Source organism: Macrococcus sp. CoH-51_TC_04, assembly GCF_058188655.1.
The window spans coordinates 137797-155271 of sequence record NZ_JBVGOY010000001.1; the positions used below are offsets into that span (position 1 = coordinate 137797).

Annotated in this window: 13 protein-coding genes and 4 pseudogenes; 9 read left to right on the top strand and 8 right to left on the bottom strand. The window is 34.7% G+C overall.

Annotation, left to right across the window (positions count from 1 at the left end):
* Window positions 1-21: 21 nt before the first annotated feature.
* The 3 genes from ACZ2V4_RS00650 (at window position 22) to ACZ2V4_RS00660 (ending at window position 5071) form a co-directional block, all read left to right on the top strand.
* Window positions 22-1041, top strand: a complete 1020-nt coding sequence (locus tag ACZ2V4_RS00650; RefSeq protein ID WP_490514362.1) for a tyrosine-type recombinase/integrase — start codon at window positions 22-24, stop codon at window positions 1039-1041.
* A gap of 778 nt (window positions 1042-1819) precedes the next feature.
* Window positions 1820-2095 (top strand): hypothetical protein, encoded by a 276-nt coding sequence (locus tag ACZ2V4_RS00655; RefSeq protein WP_133453414.1) that lies wholly within the window; start codon window positions 1820-1822, stop codon window positions 2093-2095.
* A gap of 1584 nt (window positions 2096-3679) precedes the next feature.
* Window positions 3680-5071 (top strand): hypothetical protein, encoded by a 1392-nt coding sequence (locus tag ACZ2V4_RS00660; RefSeq protein WP_490514363.1) that lies wholly within the window; start codon window positions 3680-3682, stop codon window positions 5069-5071.
* A gap of 81 nt (window positions 5072-5152) precedes the next feature.
* On the opposite strand, the gene ACZ2V4_RS00665 is transcribed toward ACZ2V4_RS00660, so the two are convergent.
* A complete protein-coding gene (locus ACZ2V4_RS00665) occupies window positions 5153-5767 on the bottom strand; it encodes a recombinase family protein (protein WP_490514364.1) in 615 nt (204 codons plus the stop codon).
* A gap of 225 nt (window positions 5768-5992) precedes the next feature.
* On the opposite strand from ACZ2V4_RS00665, the gene ACZ2V4_RS00670 reads away from it, so the two are divergent.
* Window positions 5993-6979 carry a hypothetical protein gene (locus ACZ2V4_RS00670; RefSeq protein ID WP_490514365.1) on the top strand — a complete coding sequence of 329 codons (987 nt, stop codon included), beginning with the start codon at window positions 5993-5995 and terminating at the stop codon, window positions 6977-6979.
* Between the two features lie 228 nt (window positions 6980-7207).
* A pseudogene (locus ACZ2V4_RS00675) lies at window positions 7208-7414 on the top strand (DNA/RNA helicase domain-containing protein); the annotation flags it as partial.
* Between the two features lie 157 nt (window positions 7415-7571).
* Here ACZ2V4_RS00675 and ACZ2V4_RS00680 read toward each other — a convergent pair.
* Window positions 7572-8156 (bottom strand): annotated as a pseudogene (locus ACZ2V4_RS00680) (IS30 family transposase); the annotation flags it as partial.
* A 342-nt stretch (window positions 8157-8498) separates the two neighbouring features.
* Between ACZ2V4_RS00680 and ACZ2V4_RS00685 the strand changes: the two are divergent.
* Together ACZ2V4_RS00685 and ACZ2V4_RS00690 are read left to right on the top strand one after the other, a co-directional pair.
* On the top strand, window positions 8499-8996 hold the full coding sequence (locus tag ACZ2V4_RS00685; RefSeq protein ID WP_012656763.1) for a GNAT family N-acetyltransferase: 498 nt from the start codon (window positions 8499-8501) through the stop codon (window positions 8994-8996).
* Window positions 8997-9053: 57 nt separating this feature from the next.
* A pseudogene (locus tag ACZ2V4_RS00690) lies at window positions 9054-9288 on the top strand (IS5/IS1182 family transposase); the annotation flags it as partial.
* A gap of 86 nt (window positions 9289-9374) precedes the next feature.
* On the opposite strand, the pseudogene ACZ2V4_RS00695 reads toward ACZ2V4_RS00690, so the two are convergent.
* The 6 genes and pseudogenes from ACZ2V4_RS00695 to ilvD form a co-directional block, all read right to left on the bottom strand.
* A pseudogene (locus tag ACZ2V4_RS00695) lies at window positions 9375-9629 on the bottom strand (transposase); the annotation flags it as partial.
* A 312-nt stretch (window positions 9630-9941) separates the two neighbouring features.
* Window positions 9942-11204 (bottom strand): threonine ammonia-lyase IlvA, encoded by a 1263-nt coding sequence (gene ilvA / locus ACZ2V4_RS00700; protein ID WP_219494675.1) that lies wholly within the window; start codon window positions 11202-11204, stop codon window positions 9942-9944.
* Between the two features lie 12 nt (window positions 11205-11216).
* Window positions 11217-12209: a ketol-acid reductoisomerase gene (gene ilvC / locus ACZ2V4_RS00705; RefSeq protein WP_490514366.1), complete on the bottom strand. Its 993-nt coding sequence runs from the start codon at window positions 12207-12209 to the stop codon at window positions 11217-11219.
* Entirely contained in the window at window positions 12209-12454 is a 246-nt protein-coding gene (locus ACZ2V4_RS00710; protein ID WP_219494677.1) for an ACT domain-containing protein, read from the bottom strand. Before ACZ2V4_RS00710 ends, ilvC begins: the two co-directional genes overlap by 1 nt.
* Window positions 12451-14118 carry a biosynthetic-type acetolactate synthase large subunit gene (ilvB, locus tag ACZ2V4_RS00715; protein WP_219494679.1) on the bottom strand — a complete coding sequence of 556 codons (1668 nt, stop codon included), beginning with the start codon at window positions 14116-14118 and terminating at the stop codon, window positions 12451-12453. The genes ACZ2V4_RS00710 and ilvB overlap by 4 nt, the downstream gene beginning before the upstream one ends.
* An 11-nt stretch (window positions 14119-14129) precedes the next feature.
* Complete coding sequence (gene ilvD / locus ACZ2V4_RS00720) at window positions 14130-15818, bottom strand: dihydroxy-acid dehydratase (RefSeq protein WP_490514367.1); 1689 nt, start codon at window positions 15816-15818, stop codon at window positions 14130-14132.
* A 351-nt stretch (window positions 15819-16169) separates the two neighbouring features.
* Between ilvD and rbfA the strand changes: the two genes are divergently transcribed.
* On the top strand, window positions 16170-16514 hold the full coding sequence (gene rbfA, locus ACZ2V4_RS00725) for a 30S ribosome-binding factor RbfA (protein ID WP_012656768.1): 345 nt from the start codon (window positions 16170-16172) through the stop codon (window positions 16512-16514).
* A 57-nt stretch (window positions 16515-16571) separates the two neighbouring features.
* Window positions 16572-17468 (top strand): tRNA pseudouridine(55) synthase TruB, encoded by an 897-nt coding sequence (gene truB, locus ACZ2V4_RS00730; RefSeq protein ID WP_219494681.1) that lies wholly within the window; start codon window positions 16572-16574, stop codon window positions 17466-17468.
* Window positions 17469-17475 lie beyond the last annotated feature (7 nt).

Sequence of the window (17475 nt, forward strand, 5' to 3'; positions counted from 1 at the left end):
TTATTAGTGAGGTGTTTTTTTGTGTCTAAAAGATTAAATTCAAGAAGGTTGAGAAAAATTGAGAAGGCAGGGGATTTCGAAAAAATTAAATCTATTGTTCTTGAAGATAAAGAACTACAGAACTTATCTAGAGCAACTATCATTAATTACAATAAAGTATTTACTTCTTTAAGTATTTTCTTTGATGATATTGATGATCCGTTCAAAATAACTGAAAAGCAAGCTAGGGAATATATTAGGTATTTAAAAAATGAACATGTACACTATAAAGATAAACTACATCATAAAAATGAAATTAGGGGACTTAAAGCAAGTACAATTAACACATATATAAAGTTGTGTAAATCAATATATCAGACGTTAGTGGAATTAAACTATATTGAGAGTAACCCTTTTAAAGCTATTAAATGCTTAAAAAAACAAAACGAACGTATAAAAACGATACCACCAGAAGACATAAATAAGTTATTAAATTCATTAGATACAAGCTACTATACAGATTTCAGAATGTTTACTGCTATACATGTATTTCTAGATACATTCGGTAGAATTGATGAAGTGTTAAATATAAAAATCTCAGATATTGATTTTGACAAACGTTCTATTTATTTTCCGAATACAAAGAATAACGAAGGTAGATATGTGATGTTCAGCTTAAAGACCAAAAAATTATTAGTAGAATTGATTGACGAAATGAAAGATTATAATAACGATTTCGTATTTTTAGCAGTTGATGGAGGTAAATTCACTAACCAAGCCTTTAGAAATCAACTAAAAAAGTATTGCAAAGAATACAATTTAAAAACAAATATCACACCTCATATGTTTAGGCATACCGCTTCAATGTTGTTTCTTGAAAATGGTGGGAACATCAGAGTACTACAAAAGATACTAGGACATAAGAAGTTAGCAACTACTGAAATATACGCTCATGTTTCAGAAAACTTAATGACGTTACAACAAGAAGATTATAGCCCATTAGATCAAGTTCTAGGCAAACAAAAAAAGTACCATAGAGCTAGAAGCAAAAGATTAAAATAACTAGAGTTGAATTTTAGGGAGAAGATACAGACGAACAATAATAAAGTTATTACATTTACGTTGCACTATTGAGATTTAGTGAAGAAGAACAGACAATTACATTAAAAGGGGAATTGCTAAAAGGTATTATAACAGAAGATTTTTATTAGATATGATAGACACTGATTAATTTCGGTGTCTTATTTAATTTAGTATCAACTCATGCATATCTTATAGAATAACTAATAATAAATAATCACATATAATTACAAATAAAGCTAATCCATACAGAATAAACGTGCTTCAGCAGACGACAATACAAAGTAAGTAGATAACATTCAGAAATAAAAGAAGTCGTGAGATTGCATAAATCTATCGTGTAAAAAGAGTAAAACAGTGTGCTAGATCATTACGTTTTTAAAGCACATTCCCAATATGGCAATCTGTCATAACTAATACGATTTAAAATCTTAGTAAGTCAAAGCAGATAACACTCAAAATCCAAAATTGCGTTCTGTAGAAGAAAAACCCGAATGTATTATGAATACATTTGGTATCTATAATGTGTACACCTTACAACTGCAGCAAAGTATTTCAGAGTATGTTTTCTTATGAGGTAGTACACCTCAAATGTGAGTTCTACTCATTACAAGCTAGCTATAAGCTGAGTATGAAGTATTGACGAAGACGAAAAGCTGAACGGAACATTATTCCTGTCAGGTCAGAAAACAATATATATCTATTAACAGAAAATTATGGTAATTTATAATAAGCAATATAACTAAAGGAGATGTAAGGTATGACTTTAAGTAAGAACGATCAAGTATTATTAGAAATATTATTAGAGATTTTTAAAGGTGAGAAAGGTGTAATCAATCCTAATAAATTTGAAATTGAAAACAGTGAACTAAAAGTAATTACAGACTCTATTAGGAAAAATCATTTAGTGGAAGGTAAGTTTGAAGTTGTTGAATCTGGAGTACCTAATAAAATAACTCATATTGGTATAAAACATTGTGAGTTAACAAGAGTTGGTGGTAAAGCATTAGATAAACTAAGTGAGCTAAATGGATAAATTCGAGAAAATATCCGTAAAAAACGATTGTTAATCGCATATACTTATAGAGAGATACCTTTTATAAAGATAATATCCGTCAAAACGTTTGCAAAAAACGATTTACTTCAAGCGTATAAATTTTATGGATAAAATGTTGGGAGCCAATGAAGATATGTAGTAGTGTATATAACCATTGGTTCCTAGCATCTTGGTAACTCATAAATCTCTATAGTCCTAAGTGACACCGAGGTGAAAGAGTTGAATAAACCGAATGTAATGTAGTTTTTCAACGATAGAGATACAAAACTTATCAGATTATAAATAATGTGAACGATGCAGGAACAAAGATGATTAAATGTTGAATGTATAAAATGAAGATGAAAAGAGTCTATATAATGTATAGAGTGGAGGAAAAGCTGAACACGTTACTATCGTGGTCAAATCATTATGTTATTGAAGCAATAGAAAGCACATAGCAATGAATTGTAATAAAACATTAGATGATTAATAACGTTAGATATAAGTAATCTATGAAGCTATAAAGAGTTGATAAGCAGTAGACAGACATATCTATCATGCTTCAACAAAGCAGAACTTCACACGATATATTTATTTAACGTTTAGAGTGTGTTCAAGAGCATGTATTGATTTATGATATTTACTATTTTGATAGTTTAGAAGTCGCTAGTAATTGATTTATAGAGTGAATAAGAATATATCTGAAGCTATGAAATTGAGATATTAAAAGGTAGATTTTATTGTGAGATTTGGATTAGAATAGAGAAATTTTAACAGTTGAACACGCACTATTTGTTATAGAAATTTGCGAAAACAATCTGAAAATAGGTTAATTCAGAAAGTAAGAGTGTTGATATACCAATGGTTAAGCGACACGATAAAATGTGAGTTTACTAAAATTTCAATAATTTTACAACTTTTCAGTCTTTAGAAAGTCCTTGCATAGTAAGGGATTAGAAGCGGTCTTAAAATATGTAAATATATTCAAAGTGGAATTTCTAATATTTAAGTAGTATTTAGAACATAATCATTTTTCCCTTGTAGAACACGTATAAAATGACAATCTGAAGCAGGGGGAGTTTGTATCAAAACTGCAAGAAAGGGCTTGTTGTACCGCTTCTTGTTGCGTATTTCTGTAAGTAATAGATTTCTTTAAAGGGGGAGGTAGTTAAAGATATTGAAGTTGTGAATTAAGTTGGATCTGTTGCAACTGATATGAACGCACGCATTTGAATATAAAATAATTATGTAAATTAAAATATTTGGATATTTATAAAGATTTGCATTTTTAAAGACTTGATTTATACTTTAGTTAGCTACTCAAACGACTCACAAAATTTGTCTCGTATACTTATTGTAGTATTTAATAAACAACTAATAGTGTCTAAATATAAATTCTTGGCGTAAGTAAAAAAATCACATGTATATTTGAAAAGGTATTACTAAAAAAAATAAAAAAATCATGCGTAAAATAAGGGAAAAAAATAGGTGGGAGTTTGTTTATTGTTAATTTTTTTTTAACAATATCTAATGAACTCCTACCTATTTTTATCATTAGTAGAACAATGTAAAAGGAGAGATTTTATGACAGATAAGGTTTTTACACTCGAGTTATTAAATAAAGCCAAGAGGAAAGACAAAAGATATAAGCATGAAAGAAATAGATTAATTAATGTTGTTCAAAGTAAGGTTAAGAATTTAGAATATCAACAAGTAACTACAGACGTTGTATATAAAATATTTGATTATGAAAGTTATAAAAATGGTACAGTAGATGTTGGATTAATTAAAAGGACTATTTTGCAGTTTTTTCATAGTTTCGAACGTGTTGATAATGAATATGATAAACGTCGTTCAGATTATCTTTTTGGACAGTTAATAAATGAAGATGGTAGTCCAGAACCGAGAAAACGACAATCTAATAGTGATGATTTTTCTTTGTATTTAGAAGCTATTTTAATTCATATATTTGAAAATAAAAAAATATCACAAGATGAAAAAACTATATTGAAATGGCTTCAAGAATTTGGATTATTAACTTCAGATCAAGTGTATCACTATAATCTTTTTAGACATGTATCAAAATATGAAAAATTAAATGAAAAACAAAAAAAAGAATTTTCAAAAATAAAAATGAAGATTAATTTAAATATTGATATTGAATATATTCCTGATGAGTTACTTTTAGAAAGGGTTTCACAAAAAAGAGAACTTACTGATAAAGAGCATTATAAAATTTATCGTGATTTTACTATGTATATAGTTGATATATTGAAAGAAAGATTTAATTATACTTTAAAAAAGTTTGAGAGAAATAAACTTATTAATGTATATCCGAAGAAATACGCAATTGAGTATTTAACAGACAGCAATGGAGAGGTATTAACTATTACTGACGATAAAGGATTAGAATATAACACAAAGAAAGTAAAGTTAAGTTTAGACGAAATACGCATTATTGATAATATTGAAAAAGAAATAATAGAAGAATTAGGATTTGACAATTTATATGGTACACAAAAGTATTTCAATCAAAAGTTTATGAAAGAGTATAATAAAGTATTGAGTAATGGAATTGAAGTAAATGGAGAAATAAGGTATTTTGAATCAGTTTTTAGAGTTTTTGCATTGACAAAACGTTTTACGAATATAGAGAAAGAAAAATATATTAATAGTAATGACAGATTAAAAGTATTCTATGAGAGCAAAAAGAGGGTAATGATTGGTAATTATAGAAAAGAATTTAAAAAACTTGTAGATAAAAAAAGTAATAGTCAAACTTACTACTTTATCGAAAAAGAAACTAAGAAATATACAGGCAAGGTTATTGGAGGTAAGTCAAAATTTGATGATAAGTTGCATCAATCAACAAATCGATTAGAATCTTATCACAATAAATTTAAAGAACTTTCATCTAAGTATATTAATGAATTATTTGTTGATGATTTAACTAAAAAACATACAAATATTTTTTAATAGTAATGAAACAGGTACAACAGCAAAGTATCAGTTTACTGAAAAAGGCTATGCTTTGCTCATGTACTCTATAAATTTTAATTAGTTTGCAAGTGAGCGTTTTTTAATTGCATATACTGTTTGTCGAGTAATTCCGTTATCTTTAGCAATCTTTGAAATAGCTTCATTATTGTTTAATTGATTGATAACGTTTTGATATACAATTCTTTTCTTTGGATCACGTGCATTACTTGAATATTCAAAAGGCTTTCCAGAGTATGCACTAGGATTTTTAGCCTTTGCGTTCGCTATTCCCTGTGCCTGACGTCTTTTACTTTCAGCACGTTCTTGCTCACTAATCATAGCTAATATTTGTATGATTAAATCTTTCATGAATTTGTCTAATAGCTCATTTCCTATCATCTCGTTCATGATTGGTAGTGAAGTGATGATTAACTTAACTTTCTTTTCTTTTAGTTTATTGATTGTCTGAATTATCTCATCATAGTCACGTCCCAATCTATCCAGACTTTCAACGACAAGTGTATCAGCTTCACGAACAAAGTCTAATACTTCTTGAAACACTTCACGATCTTTAATATTTTTACCACTTTTCTTTTCAGTAAAGATTTTCTCACAATCATTTTCTTTTAAGATTTCAATTTGTCTGTCTAAGTTTTGATTTATTGAAGATACACGAGCATATCCAACTTTCATTGTTCACACCCCATTTATTAGTATATCTATATCATGCACCCTAATCATACGCTTGTAAAGTCTATAAATCAAGAAAAAAATATGTATGATTTAAGCGTACTCATAGGATACATAGATATTAATATTAGGCGGAATATTAAAAATAGATTTGAATTAAATATAATAACCATGAATAAAAAGATATATGATATTCTATAAATATACTAAATATTAGGGGGTTTATTTATGAGGATTAATATTGTTACTTTTATAATTTTAATTTTAGTTTTATCTGGTTGCTCAGTTCATAATGAAAAAAAACAAGATGGAGAAAGTCAAACTAAAAATCGAACGCAAGTTTCTGGAAATGAATTGATAAAAAATGCTAAAAAAGACTTAATTGGTGAATGGATAAGTACTAAGCCTATAGTTTCATTCAAATTTAGAGATGACGGGAAATTTATAGAGCAAGAAAATTATTTAGAAAGTAAGGTTGGTACATACGAAATAGTTAAAGTTTCAAAAAATGAAATAAAAGTTGAACAGATATTTAACAATAAAATGAGAACATATTTTATTAAACTAAATCCAGATAAACAAAGTTTTGAATTAAAGTTTAGTAATAATTCGGAATACTCATTAAAATTTAAAAAAGCTGAAAGTGAAGATGAATTTGAAAAAATATTGGATCAAAAGGGGGAAAATGATATTAAAGAAACAAATTCAATTATTACTAACAACAGTAGCGAAGTAAAAAATGAAGAAGATAAAAGTATTGAAACAGATGATGATAATACACTTAACAATGCTACCAATAATGATATAAATCCAAATAATAATACTAATGATATAAATTCAAATGAAATAAATGAAACAAATGAAACAAATGAAATAAATGAAACAAATGAAACAAATGAAACAAATGAAACAAATGAAACAAATTCAAATAATAATACTGATGATATAAATTCAAATAAAACAAATGAAAATGCTGATAATAGTATAGATGCTAATTCTACTGAACCTATTAATGAAGATAGTAATATATCTGAGCGTTATAAATATATGACACCAAATGAAAGAGAAAAGTTTATTGAATTAGAAAAAGAAATTATTAATAATTCTAATGCATATATAGAAGCACTAGATAATAGTGATAACGAATATGAGTATCAGACTATCAGCCCGGGAGAAGAAGGGTATGCAACTGATAATCCAAAAGCTCAGCCATAGTACATTTTATAAACTCCGTTATATTGTCATTAATCACAACATACTTAAAATTAATATCTTTGATAGTAACAATTACTATAATCTAATTAATTAAATAGTAAAGAATGTAGATATATCAATACTTCATTGATTATTATGATAATATTTGGAGTAGATAAATATTGATCATAAAAAGAATATGCTAAAGAAGAGTTAGGTATCGTATTCACACTTTAAGGTGCTAATTTAAACTATTGCGGAGTAATCATTGATAACGATATTTATTACGATAAAGATACTGACAGTTTAGAAGTAAATGAATCAAATGTTTTTGATAAAAATGCAGTTCCAAGGCTACTTGATGAAAATGAAATTAAAAATAGTGTTTTAGTTTACGAGAGGTATGATTTACTTAGAGAAATTGTATTAAATGCTAATTATGTTTTATTAACTTGAAGTGTTAAGGGATATATTTATTTCGAAAACGAAGATATGAAAAAATTTGATTGCTTTTATAATATTATTATTGGATACTAAACTTGAAACCTTATAAGAAATATTATAACAATTATTTTAATAAAACAGAGGTGAACATATTTGAATTTTTCGTTTGTCAAAATAAGCTAGACAATTTCTCATCTTCGATGAAACTCATAAATACTTCCAATGGTGTTTTATAGCCCAGCGATTTTCTGGGACGATGATTAATATTTTGAGCAACACTAATGATATGATCATCAGTGACTGAATTAAAGTCTAATTCTTTATCTAATCCACAGCGTCTAAGCATCCCGTTAGAATGTTCATTCAATCCTCGTTGCGACGGAGTGCCAGGGTCAGCAAAGAATATCGAGATATCGTGTCGGTTACAGATTGTTTTCCAGTTTGAGAACTCCTTACCACAATCGAAAGTAATCGATTTAAATATATGAGGAGGTAAAGCTGAAAACATAGAGTGAAGAGCATCTTCAATATCATCTGCCTTGCGACCTTGAGGTCGTATAGTGATAATCATCTTAGAGATTCTTTCTACTAAGGTTATGACAGCACTCCCATGATTACGGCCAATGATAGTGTCACCTTCAAGATGACCAAATTCTTGAAAGAAGAAAGGAAATTCTTCTATTCTTTCAGAAATGTGTCTTTTGAAAGCTTGTCTACCTCTTTTTTCACAATGACCATTTGGCTTCCTTTTACCGAAAGATTTTGATGATAATATGATTCTATGAACGTGAGTTCATCCGTGTTAAGATGTTTATAGGCCATTCTGTACTAACTCCTTATGTTTTCTTTGGTCGGAAATACATATTGAGTTTAGCACAGAAGGCTTTTTTAGTTGTCTAGCTTAATTTTACAATCGACGATATAAACAAATATGAGAATTTTATAGATTTCATAGTAAGAGTAATAAATCGAGAATAACAAGAAAATGAGAATTAGTATGTGATGAATTGTTAAAAAAAGTGTTCACAGTGATGATGACTTATTCGTTATTTATATTTATAATGCAAATATATATGAAAATTTGGGGAGTGGAATTATGAAACTAAGAGCATTAGAGTATAGTGATTTACTTTTTGTTCATGAATTAAATAATGAATATTCTATTATGTCTTATTGGTTTGAAGAACCATATGAATCCTTAACGGAACTTCAATATTTATTTGATAAGCATTTATTAGATGAATCAGAGAGACGTTTTATTGTTGAAGATGAAAATCAAGTTGTAGGTATTGTTGAATTAGTAGAAATTAATTACATCCATCGTAATTGTGAAATACAAATAATTATTAAACCTGAGTTCAGTGGTAAAGGTTATGCAAAATTCGCATTCGAAAAAGCGATAAGTTATGCATTCGATATATTAAACATGCACAAGATCTATCTATATGTTGATGCAGATAACAAAAAAGCTATTCATATATACGAGTCACAAGGATTTAAAACTGAAGGATTACTCAAAGAGCAATTCTACACTAAAGGTAAATATAAAGATGTCTATTTTATGTCATTATTGAAATCTGAATATATTTTGTAGCATAAAAAATAACTCATATATTTATTTAGGTGGGTTCAAACCTAAATTACTTCTAATAAAAGTAAAATGAGTTTCACTCGAATGTCCGTAAGAGGAATAAATAAAGTTAAAAGAGAATTTGGATTTGTATTAATGGCATTCAATATAAGAAAAGTAGTGGCTCAACCAGCTGAAATAATCAAAAAATTTATAAAAAAGACAATTTCTATATTAATTGATAGAAATTGTCTTTTTTTATTTATTCAAAAACTTTATATCCCGGACTCGCTTTCATAATATTATCTCTATTTAATACTTTACATAATAGATCTTTATCAGTATCAAATGAACATCTTTTGTAGTAAGCCTTGTTTACGTTGTTTTAATAATTTTCGTTTGTCAAAATAAGCTAGACAATTTCTCATCTTCGATGAAACTCATAAATACTTCCAATGGTGTTTTATAGCCCAGCGATTTTCTGGGACGATGATTAATATTTTGAGCAACACTAATAATATGATCATCAGTGACTGAATTAAAGTCTAATTCTTTATCTAATCCACTGCGTCTAAGTATCCCGTTAGAATGTTCATTCAATCCTCGTTGCGACGGAGTGTCGGGGTCAGCAAAGAATATTGAGATATCGTGTCGGTTACAATAGAAGAGTCTTAAAAGTTGTTAGTTCTACACTATAATTTAAATCTATTTTTGACAGTAATAATTATAATAAGCTATAATCTAATTAATTAAATAGTAAAGAATGTAGATATATCAATACTTCATTGATTATTGTGGTAATATTTGGAACGATTGAAAACTTCAATGACATCAAAGAAGGCGACATCTTTGAGGCCTTTGTCATGGAAGAGATTAAACGCGTCTAATAAAGCTATTTCTGAGAGTTGAAAGAAGAGAAGACTAAACTACAATATTAAAACACTTCACGAAAATTCGTGAAGTGTTTTTTTAGATTAATAGGGAATAGAGCATTTCATTATTGTTAACGGCGATATACTTAGGATCGAACTGCTGCACACGTTGGTAGAGACTATTTTTATCGCTCTTATCTTTCAGTTGTACGCCAATGATGACAGCACCTTTACTTCTTGCAGTTTTCTTGAGGTATTCAAACTTTGTGATATCATCTTCAGGACCCAGTACATCGTTAACAAATGTTTTCAATGCACCTGGTCGCTGTGGAAAGTTAACGATAAAGTAATGTTTTAAAGATTCATACAGGAGTGCACGTTCTTCAATTTCATTCATACGATTGATATCATTATTGCTACCGCTGATGATACATACAACATTCTTGCCGATGATATGATCCTTAAAATGTTCCAGAGCACTTACACTCAGTGCACCTGCAGGTTCAGCGACAATCGCTTGTTTTGTATACATGTCGATGATTGTGCTGCAGACCTGTCCTTCATCGATAGCGATACAATCATCGATCACCTGTCGTGCGATATCAAATGTCAGTGCGCCCACAGTTGCTACAGCAGCACCGTCTACGAATTTATCGATAGCATCTAATGTGAGTCTCGTCCCTTTTTCAAGAGATTGTTTCATGCTGCTTGCACCACGAGGTTCTACTGCAATGATCTGCGTTTCTTTGCTGACATCCTTAAGATATGTACCAACACCTGATATTAATCCGCCACCACCGACCGCCTGAAAACAGTAGTCGATTACAGGCTGATCCATAAAGATTTCCTTTGCGACAGTTCCTTGGCCAGCCACTGTATGATTGTTATCGAAAGGATCGATAAAACTAAGGTTATGATCTTCTGTATATTGTAGCGCGGCAGCAAGACACTCATCAAATGTATCTCCATACAGTTTAATCTCCACGTTATCTTGCCCAAAGAACTTGACCTGTTCTATCTTCTGGTTCGGTGTAGTTACCGGCATAAAGATGACTGCGTGCAGGTCGAGTTTATTTGCAGTGTAGGCGACACCTTGTGCATGGTTGCCGGCACTGGCACAGCTGATACCTTGCTGTCGAACCGCGGGCGTCAGCTGGCTGACGGCATAATAGGCCCCTCTTAGCTTGAACGAGCGTACCCATTGCAGATCTTCGCGTTTCAGGTAAACATTGCACTGATATTTTTGAGATAGATATAGATCCTTTTCAAGTGGTGTATGCTTGACTACATGTTTCAGTACTTCATATGCCGCTTCTATATCATCTTTTGTAACAGGCATCTTTGTATGCGTATGGTTCATACTATTCCTCCTCTAGTTGTTATTGATAAACGGCATCATCGTTCTAAGGTCTGCACCGACTTTCTCTATAGGATGTCCCGCCTGGGTACTTCTCATAGATTTAAAAGACTCAAATCCATTATTATTGTCTTCGATAAACTGCCTGCTGAATGCGCCAGACTGGATATCAGCTAATACCTGTTTCATATTCTCCTTAACTTCAGGTGTAATAACGCGTGCACCAGAGACATAATCTCCAAACTCAGCGGTATTAGAGATGGAATGTCTCATCTTCTCCATACCGCCTTCGTACATAAGGTCTACAATCAGTTTCATTTCATGCAGTACTTCAAAATAGGCGAGTTCTGGCTGATAACCTGCTTCCGTCAGTGTTTCAAAACCATAGTGGATGAGCTTTGTGATACCGCCGCAGAGTACCGCTTGCTCACCAAAGAGGTCTGTCTCTGTTTCTTCTTTGAAGGTCGTTTCGATGACGCCCGCGCGTGTAGCACCGATGCCGTGTGCATAGTTCAGTGCAAGGGCCTTTGCGTCATCAGTTACATCTTGATCGACTGCAAATAACGCAGGAACAGCACTGCCTTTAACATATTCACGTCGAACAAGATGTCCTGGTCCTTTTGGTGCGACTAAGAAGACATCAACATCGTCAGGTGCTTTGATTGCACCAAAATGTACATTAAATCCATGAGCGAAAACTAAAGCCGATTGTGGTTTGAGATGAGGTGCGATTTCCTCGTTGAATACACGCTGCTGTACTTCATCCGGCATAAGGACGACGGTAACATCTGCATGTTCTACAGCTTTACTGACGTCATATGCTTGAAATCCATCTTCTTCAGCCTGTGTTCTGGACTGTCCTTCACGTACTCCGATGACCACGTCATAGCCACTGTCCTTAAGGTTCAATGCATGTGCGTGTCCTTGAGAGCCGTAACCTAGTACTGCGATTTTCTTATTTTTTAAGTATTCCTTATTTACATCGTTATCATAATATACTTTAGCCATTATAAAACCTCCTGAGTTGTGTTGTTTACTACTGATAATACAGTTATTGGTTTTTCTAGTTGTTTGATGACAGTATGAATGTTCTGGCCGTTTCTTAATGCTACTTCCAATGTCAGATTAAATTGTCCGCCTTCTGATTGTCCATGCAGTGCTATAACTCTAATGTCTCGTCGGAAACAGATGCTTGTAATACGATTCAGCACTTCGGGACGGTCTGTCATGCAGATGCTAAGCGAGTAGTTCATTCGTATCCCTCCACTTCATGATTAGGTTTCCCAGATGGAACCATTGGAACCACCATCTCATCAGGGGAGATTCTGATCTCGATGAACGCAGGACCTTGATAAGCAAGTGCTTCATAAAGTGTCGCTTCCAGAGCCTGTTGCTGCGTGATAAGGTAGGGTTTGACGCCATATGCGTTGCTCAGCATCTGAAAGTCAGGCTGTCCACTGAAGACTGACTCGCTATAACGCTGACCATGGAATTTATGCTGCCATTGTTTCACCATGCCGAGCGTACCATTGTTCAGCATGATGATTTTGACCGGGAGCTGATATTCGTTTAATATCGCCATTTCCTGGTTGGTCATCTGAAAGCCGCCATCACCGACAATAGCAACTACCATCTGATTAGGTGCGCCAAGCTGTGCACCGATTGCAGCAGGAATACCGTAGCCCATCGTGCCGAGACCACCACTTGTGATCAGCTGTGCCTTCTTGAATGGATAGTATTGGGCGGTCCACATCTGATGCTGACCTACATCCGTTGCAACAACGGCTTCATCTGTAAACCTACCGATAAGTTCAACCACATGTTGTGGTCTGATGAAAGTTTCGGCCTGTCTATACTTGAAGGGGTACTGCTGATGTCTTTCGATACATATCTCTGTCCAGCTGCTGTCGACAGAGCAAGGTAGATCCAGCAGCTGTGTAAGAACCGACCTGACATCTCCGTGGATTGCGAGGTCAGCTTGTATAACCTTATTAAGTTCACTTTGATCTATATCGATATGAACGATCTGTTTGTTCTGCTGAAAGGCTGCAACATCTCCGATGAGCCTGTCATCGAACCGACTCCCGAAGTTGATCACGCAGTCACTTTCAGAAAGTGCCATGTTCGCAGCATAGCTCCCATGCATGCCCCCCATACCTAAAAAGAGGGGATTATCGTATGGAACTGCGCCAAGTCCGAGCAATGTTGTCACTACTGGGAGATGGTATTTTTCTGCAAAACGTGTCAGCATATCGTTTGACTGAGAATGATTGATACCTGCCCCTGCCAATAGAAGTGGACGCTGTGCTTGAGCAAGTAAATTTGCCAGCTCGTGGACTGTTTCAATGTCAACATTTGGTGCAAGTGTGTAACCCGGCAGGTTCATCTCAGTCTGTAGCGGGCCTCTAGCCTTACTGATACCGATATCTTTAGGAAAATCTATAACTACTGGTCCTTTACGTCCTGTACTGGCTACGTGAAAGGCTTCGTTGATAACTCGAGGTATCTCTTCGACTGAGCGAATCTGATAGTTATGTTTCGTGATTGGTGCTGTCAGCGAAATCAGATCTGCTTCCTGGAATGCATCTAGTCCGATACCTTGCTGATGCACTTGTCCTGTGATGACGACAAGGGGCAATGAGTCACAGTAAGCATCTGTTATACCGGTTACTGCATTCGTCGCTCCAGGACCACTTGTCAGCACGACAACCCCAGCTTTGCCACTTGAACGTGCGTAGCCTTCTGCGGCGTGTATCGCACCTTGTTCATGACGTGTCAGGATATGTTTGAAAGGTGCATCGTAGAATGCATCATAAAGTGGAAGTACCGCACCTCCTGGATATCCAAAGACGTATTCTACATCGTTGTCAACGAAAGATTGCACAAGCAGTTGTGCTCCTGTTTGTTCATGGTTCATGGTATTCCTCCTTATAATAGATGTTCTGGTATCTGCATGACACCGCCTGTATTAGCACTTGTGACAAGTGCTGTATAACGTGCGAGGTATCCAGATCTAACTTTTGCCTTAAAAGGTTGTAGGTGTGCCTTACGTTGCTTTAGTTCATCATCTGTTACATCGACGTTCAGCGTACGATGCACAAGGTCGATGGTGACCATATCTCCATCTTCAATGAGTGCGATAGGTCCCAAAGCCGCTGCTTCAGGTGAGATATGTCCGACTGCAATACCACGGGTTGCACCTGAGAACCTTCCATCAGTGATCAAGGCGACCTCCTTACCGAGGCCACGTCCGACGATGGATGAAGTAGGGGCAAGCATCTCAGGCATCCCTGGACCACCTTTTGGACCTTCGTATCTTATAACGACGACATGGCCCGGACGTACTGTATGGTTATCGATTGCCGCGACCGCTTCGTCATGGCTATCAAAACAAATGGCTGCACCGGTGAACGTCTGTATAGAAGGATCGACACCGCCTACTTTGATAACCCCTCCAAGTGGAGCGATATTACCATGAAGCATCGAAAGACCGCCGTGTTCACTGTAAGGGCTATCCAGTGTATGGATGACTTCCTCATTTTGTATTGTGTGAGCAGCATTATTGTCGCGTAGAGTAGCACCAGTAACTGTCATGCGGTCAGGATGAAGAATTCCTTCACGCTTCATCAGTTCATTGATGATTGCAGGTACACCCCCTGCGTTATGTACATCATGCATGGAGTAAGAAGAACTTGGTGCAATCTTCGATAAGTAGGGTGTTTTTTCAGCTATTTCGTTGATACGCTCTAAGTCATAGTCGATACCCGCTTCGTTTGCAAGTGCGAGTGTGTGAAGAACAGTATTTGTGGAACCACCCATCGCCATATCCAGCGCAAATGCATCGTCGATTGCCTCTTTTGTTACGATATCCTTCGGTTTGATATCACGTTTGACAAGATCCATCAGCTTAAACGCACTCTCTCTGATCAGTGCTCTACGTTCTTTACTGACGGCAAGTGCAGTACCATTGAAGGGGAGTGCAAGTCCGAGCACTTCCATCAGACAGTTCATGGAGTTTGCAGTAAACATACCAGCACAAGAACCACATGTCGGACATGCATTTTGTTCCATATCAAGAAAGTCCTCTTTTGTGAGTGTACCTTCCTTGAACGCACCGACCGCTTCAAACATGCTAGATAATGTCAGTGCCTTGTCGGTAGCGGATAATCCTGCCTTCATCGGACCTCCTGAGCAGAAGATAGCAGGAACGTTCGTTCTTACAGCAGCGAGCAGCATGCCAGGTGTTATCTTATCGCAGTTCGGAATATAGAAGACACCATCAAACCAGTGGGCATTGATAACTGTCTCTGCTGCGTCAGCTATGATTTCACGGCTCGGCAGAGAATACCTCATGCCGATATGACCCATAGCGATTCCGTCATCAACACCGATCGTATTAAATTCAAACGGTATGCCACCTGCTTCTCTAATCGCTTCTTTTGCGATGTCTGCAAGTTCTCTTAGATGAACATGTCCAGGGACGATATCGATATATGAGTTGCAGATTGCAATAAATGGTTTATTCATATCTTCTGGTGACTTAATTTGTCCCGTTGCGTGCAGTAGGCTGCGGGCCGGTGCTTGTTCAGGTCCTTTTTTGATCATATTACTTCTCATATAAATCCTCCCTTAATTTTAAAAACAAAAAAACGATGCCCTGAATAGGACATCGTTCCCAGTCCTATTCATGTGAAATAGGACTTAAACTTATAAGTAGTGTAATCTACCTACAGTTCCAGTCCGGACCGATAATAATAATAATGTTGTTAAGTTGTAAATGTCTGTTATTCATCATCATCTGTCCTTCCTGTTTTTTTGTATGTTACAAATTTAAAGTAAAATGACATAGATGTCAACACAATATTTAAAATTTTCTAAAAATTAAGCAAAATACAAAAACGCAAAAATTGACAATCAGCAGTTTGAATCCTTATAATAAAAGTAATCGAAAGTATAGAGGTGAAGTATATGAGTTTAAGAAGTGAACGAGTTGGTGAACAGCTGAAGAAAGAAATCAGTGAAATTATCAATCAGAAGCTAAAGAATCCGAATGTCGGCTTTGTAACAGTGACAGAAGTTGAGGTTACGGGTGATTTAAGTCTAGCATCGGTTTATGTAACGGTGCTTGGAGAAGAGAAGGAGCGTAAGAAATCTTTAGAAGGTCTGGAGAAATCTAAAGGATTCATTAAATCAGAAATCGCACATCGTATGGATTTACGTATTGTACCTGACTTAAAATTTAAATATGATGAGTCCATTGACTATGGTAATAAAATCGAGCGTATGATTGCGGAATTAAATAGAGATAAATAGACCAATCACACTTTTTCATGTAAACTATTTTAGAGTTTACTGAAGGAGTGTTTTTTTATGGATGGCATTATCGGTATTAATAAGGCGCGGGGGATGACGAGTCATGATGTGGTGTTTAAGCTACGTAAAATTTTAAGGACGAAGAAAGTCGGTCACACGGGGACACTTGATCCTGAAGTGGATGGCGTATTGCCGATTTGTGTCGGTAAGGCGACGCGTATCAGTGATTATGTGATGCAGAGTGGTAAACGTTATATTGCAGAGGTGACCCTCGGCGTTCAGACGGCGACTGAAGATGCTCATGGTGAGGTTGTGAATACGGCATCGATTGAAGAGGGAATGTATACAGAGGCGCAGGTCGATGAGGTGTTACTTCAACTAACGGGTTCAATTAGACAAGTTCCTCCGATGTATTCCGCGGTTAAGGTAAAAGGACGTAAATTGTATGAATATGCACGTGAAGGAATTGAGGTTGAGCGTCCAGAACGTACAGTGGAGATTTATGAATTAATACGTACAAGTGCTGTTCGTTTTATTGATGGTAAATGTATATTCAATATTGAAGTCGCATGTGGTAAAGGGACATATATTAGAACGCTTGCCACTCAAGTAGCAGATAGTCTAGGTACTATTGGTCATATGTCAGATTTGACACGAACGGAGAGTGGTGGATTTAAGCTTGAAGACTGTATTACAATAGATGAATTACGTGAAGTACCCTATGATGCGATAGCTGAGCTTCTCAAACCGATAGAGGCGGGTCTTGCCCATATGCGGCATGTCGCTGTCGATGAGCCGACATCCGTCAAGATTATGTATGGCCAAAAGTTACGTCAGATGAGCCCGCCGATTGAAGATGAGACGGTGATGACGTACAATGATAAGGTAATAGCAATTTTCATACCGGATGAGAAGCATCCAGGTTTGATCAAAGCTAAAAAAGTATTTAATTAGGGGATAG

Bases quoted from the DNA above. Each gene is read 5' to 3' on its own strand.
- ACZ2V4_RS00685 (WP_012656763.1), top strand. From the start codon at position 8,499: ATGAAACTAAGAGCATTAGAGTATAGTGATTTACTTTTTGTTCATGAA.
- truB (WP_219494681.1), top strand. From the start codon at position 16,572: ATGGATGGCATTATCGGTATTAATAAGGCGCGGGGGATGACGAGTCAT.
- ilvD (WP_490514367.1), bottom strand. From the start codon at position 15,818: ATGAGAAGTAATATGATCAAAAAAGGACCTGAACAAGCACCGGCCCGC.
- ACZ2V4_RS00710 (WP_219494677.1), bottom strand. From the start codon at position 12,454: ATGAACTACTCGCTTAGCATCTGCATGACAGACCGTCCCGAAGTGCTG.
- ilvC (WP_490514366.1), bottom strand. From the start codon at position 12,209: ATGGCTAAAGTATATTATGATAACGATGTAAATAAGGAATACTTAAAA.
- rbfA (WP_012656768.1), top strand. From the start codon at position 16,170: ATGAGTTTAAGAAGTGAACGAGTTGGTGAACAGCTGAAGAAAGAAATC.
- ACZ2V4_RS00665 (WP_490514364.1), bottom strand. From the start codon at position 5,767: ATGAAAGTTGGATATGCTCGTGTATCTTCAATAAATCAAAACTTAGAC.
- ilvB (WP_219494679.1), bottom strand. From the start codon at position 14,118: ATGAACCATGAACAAACAGGAGCACAACTGCTTGTGCAATCTTTCGTT.
- ACZ2V4_RS00670 (WP_490514365.1), top strand. From the start codon at position 5,993: ATGAGGATTAATATTGTTACTTTTATAATTTTAATTTTAGTTTTATCT.
- ilvA (WP_219494675.1), bottom strand. From the start codon at position 11,204: ATGAACCATACGCATACAAAGATGCCTGTTACAAAAGATGATATAGAA.
- ACZ2V4_RS00660 (WP_490514363.1), top strand. From the start codon at position 3,680: ATGACAGATAAGGTTTTTACACTCGAGTTATTAAATAAAGCCAAGAGG.
- ACZ2V4_RS00655 (WP_133453414.1), top strand. From the start codon at position 1,820: ATGACTTTAAGTAAGAACGATCAAGTATTATTAGAAATATTATTAGAG.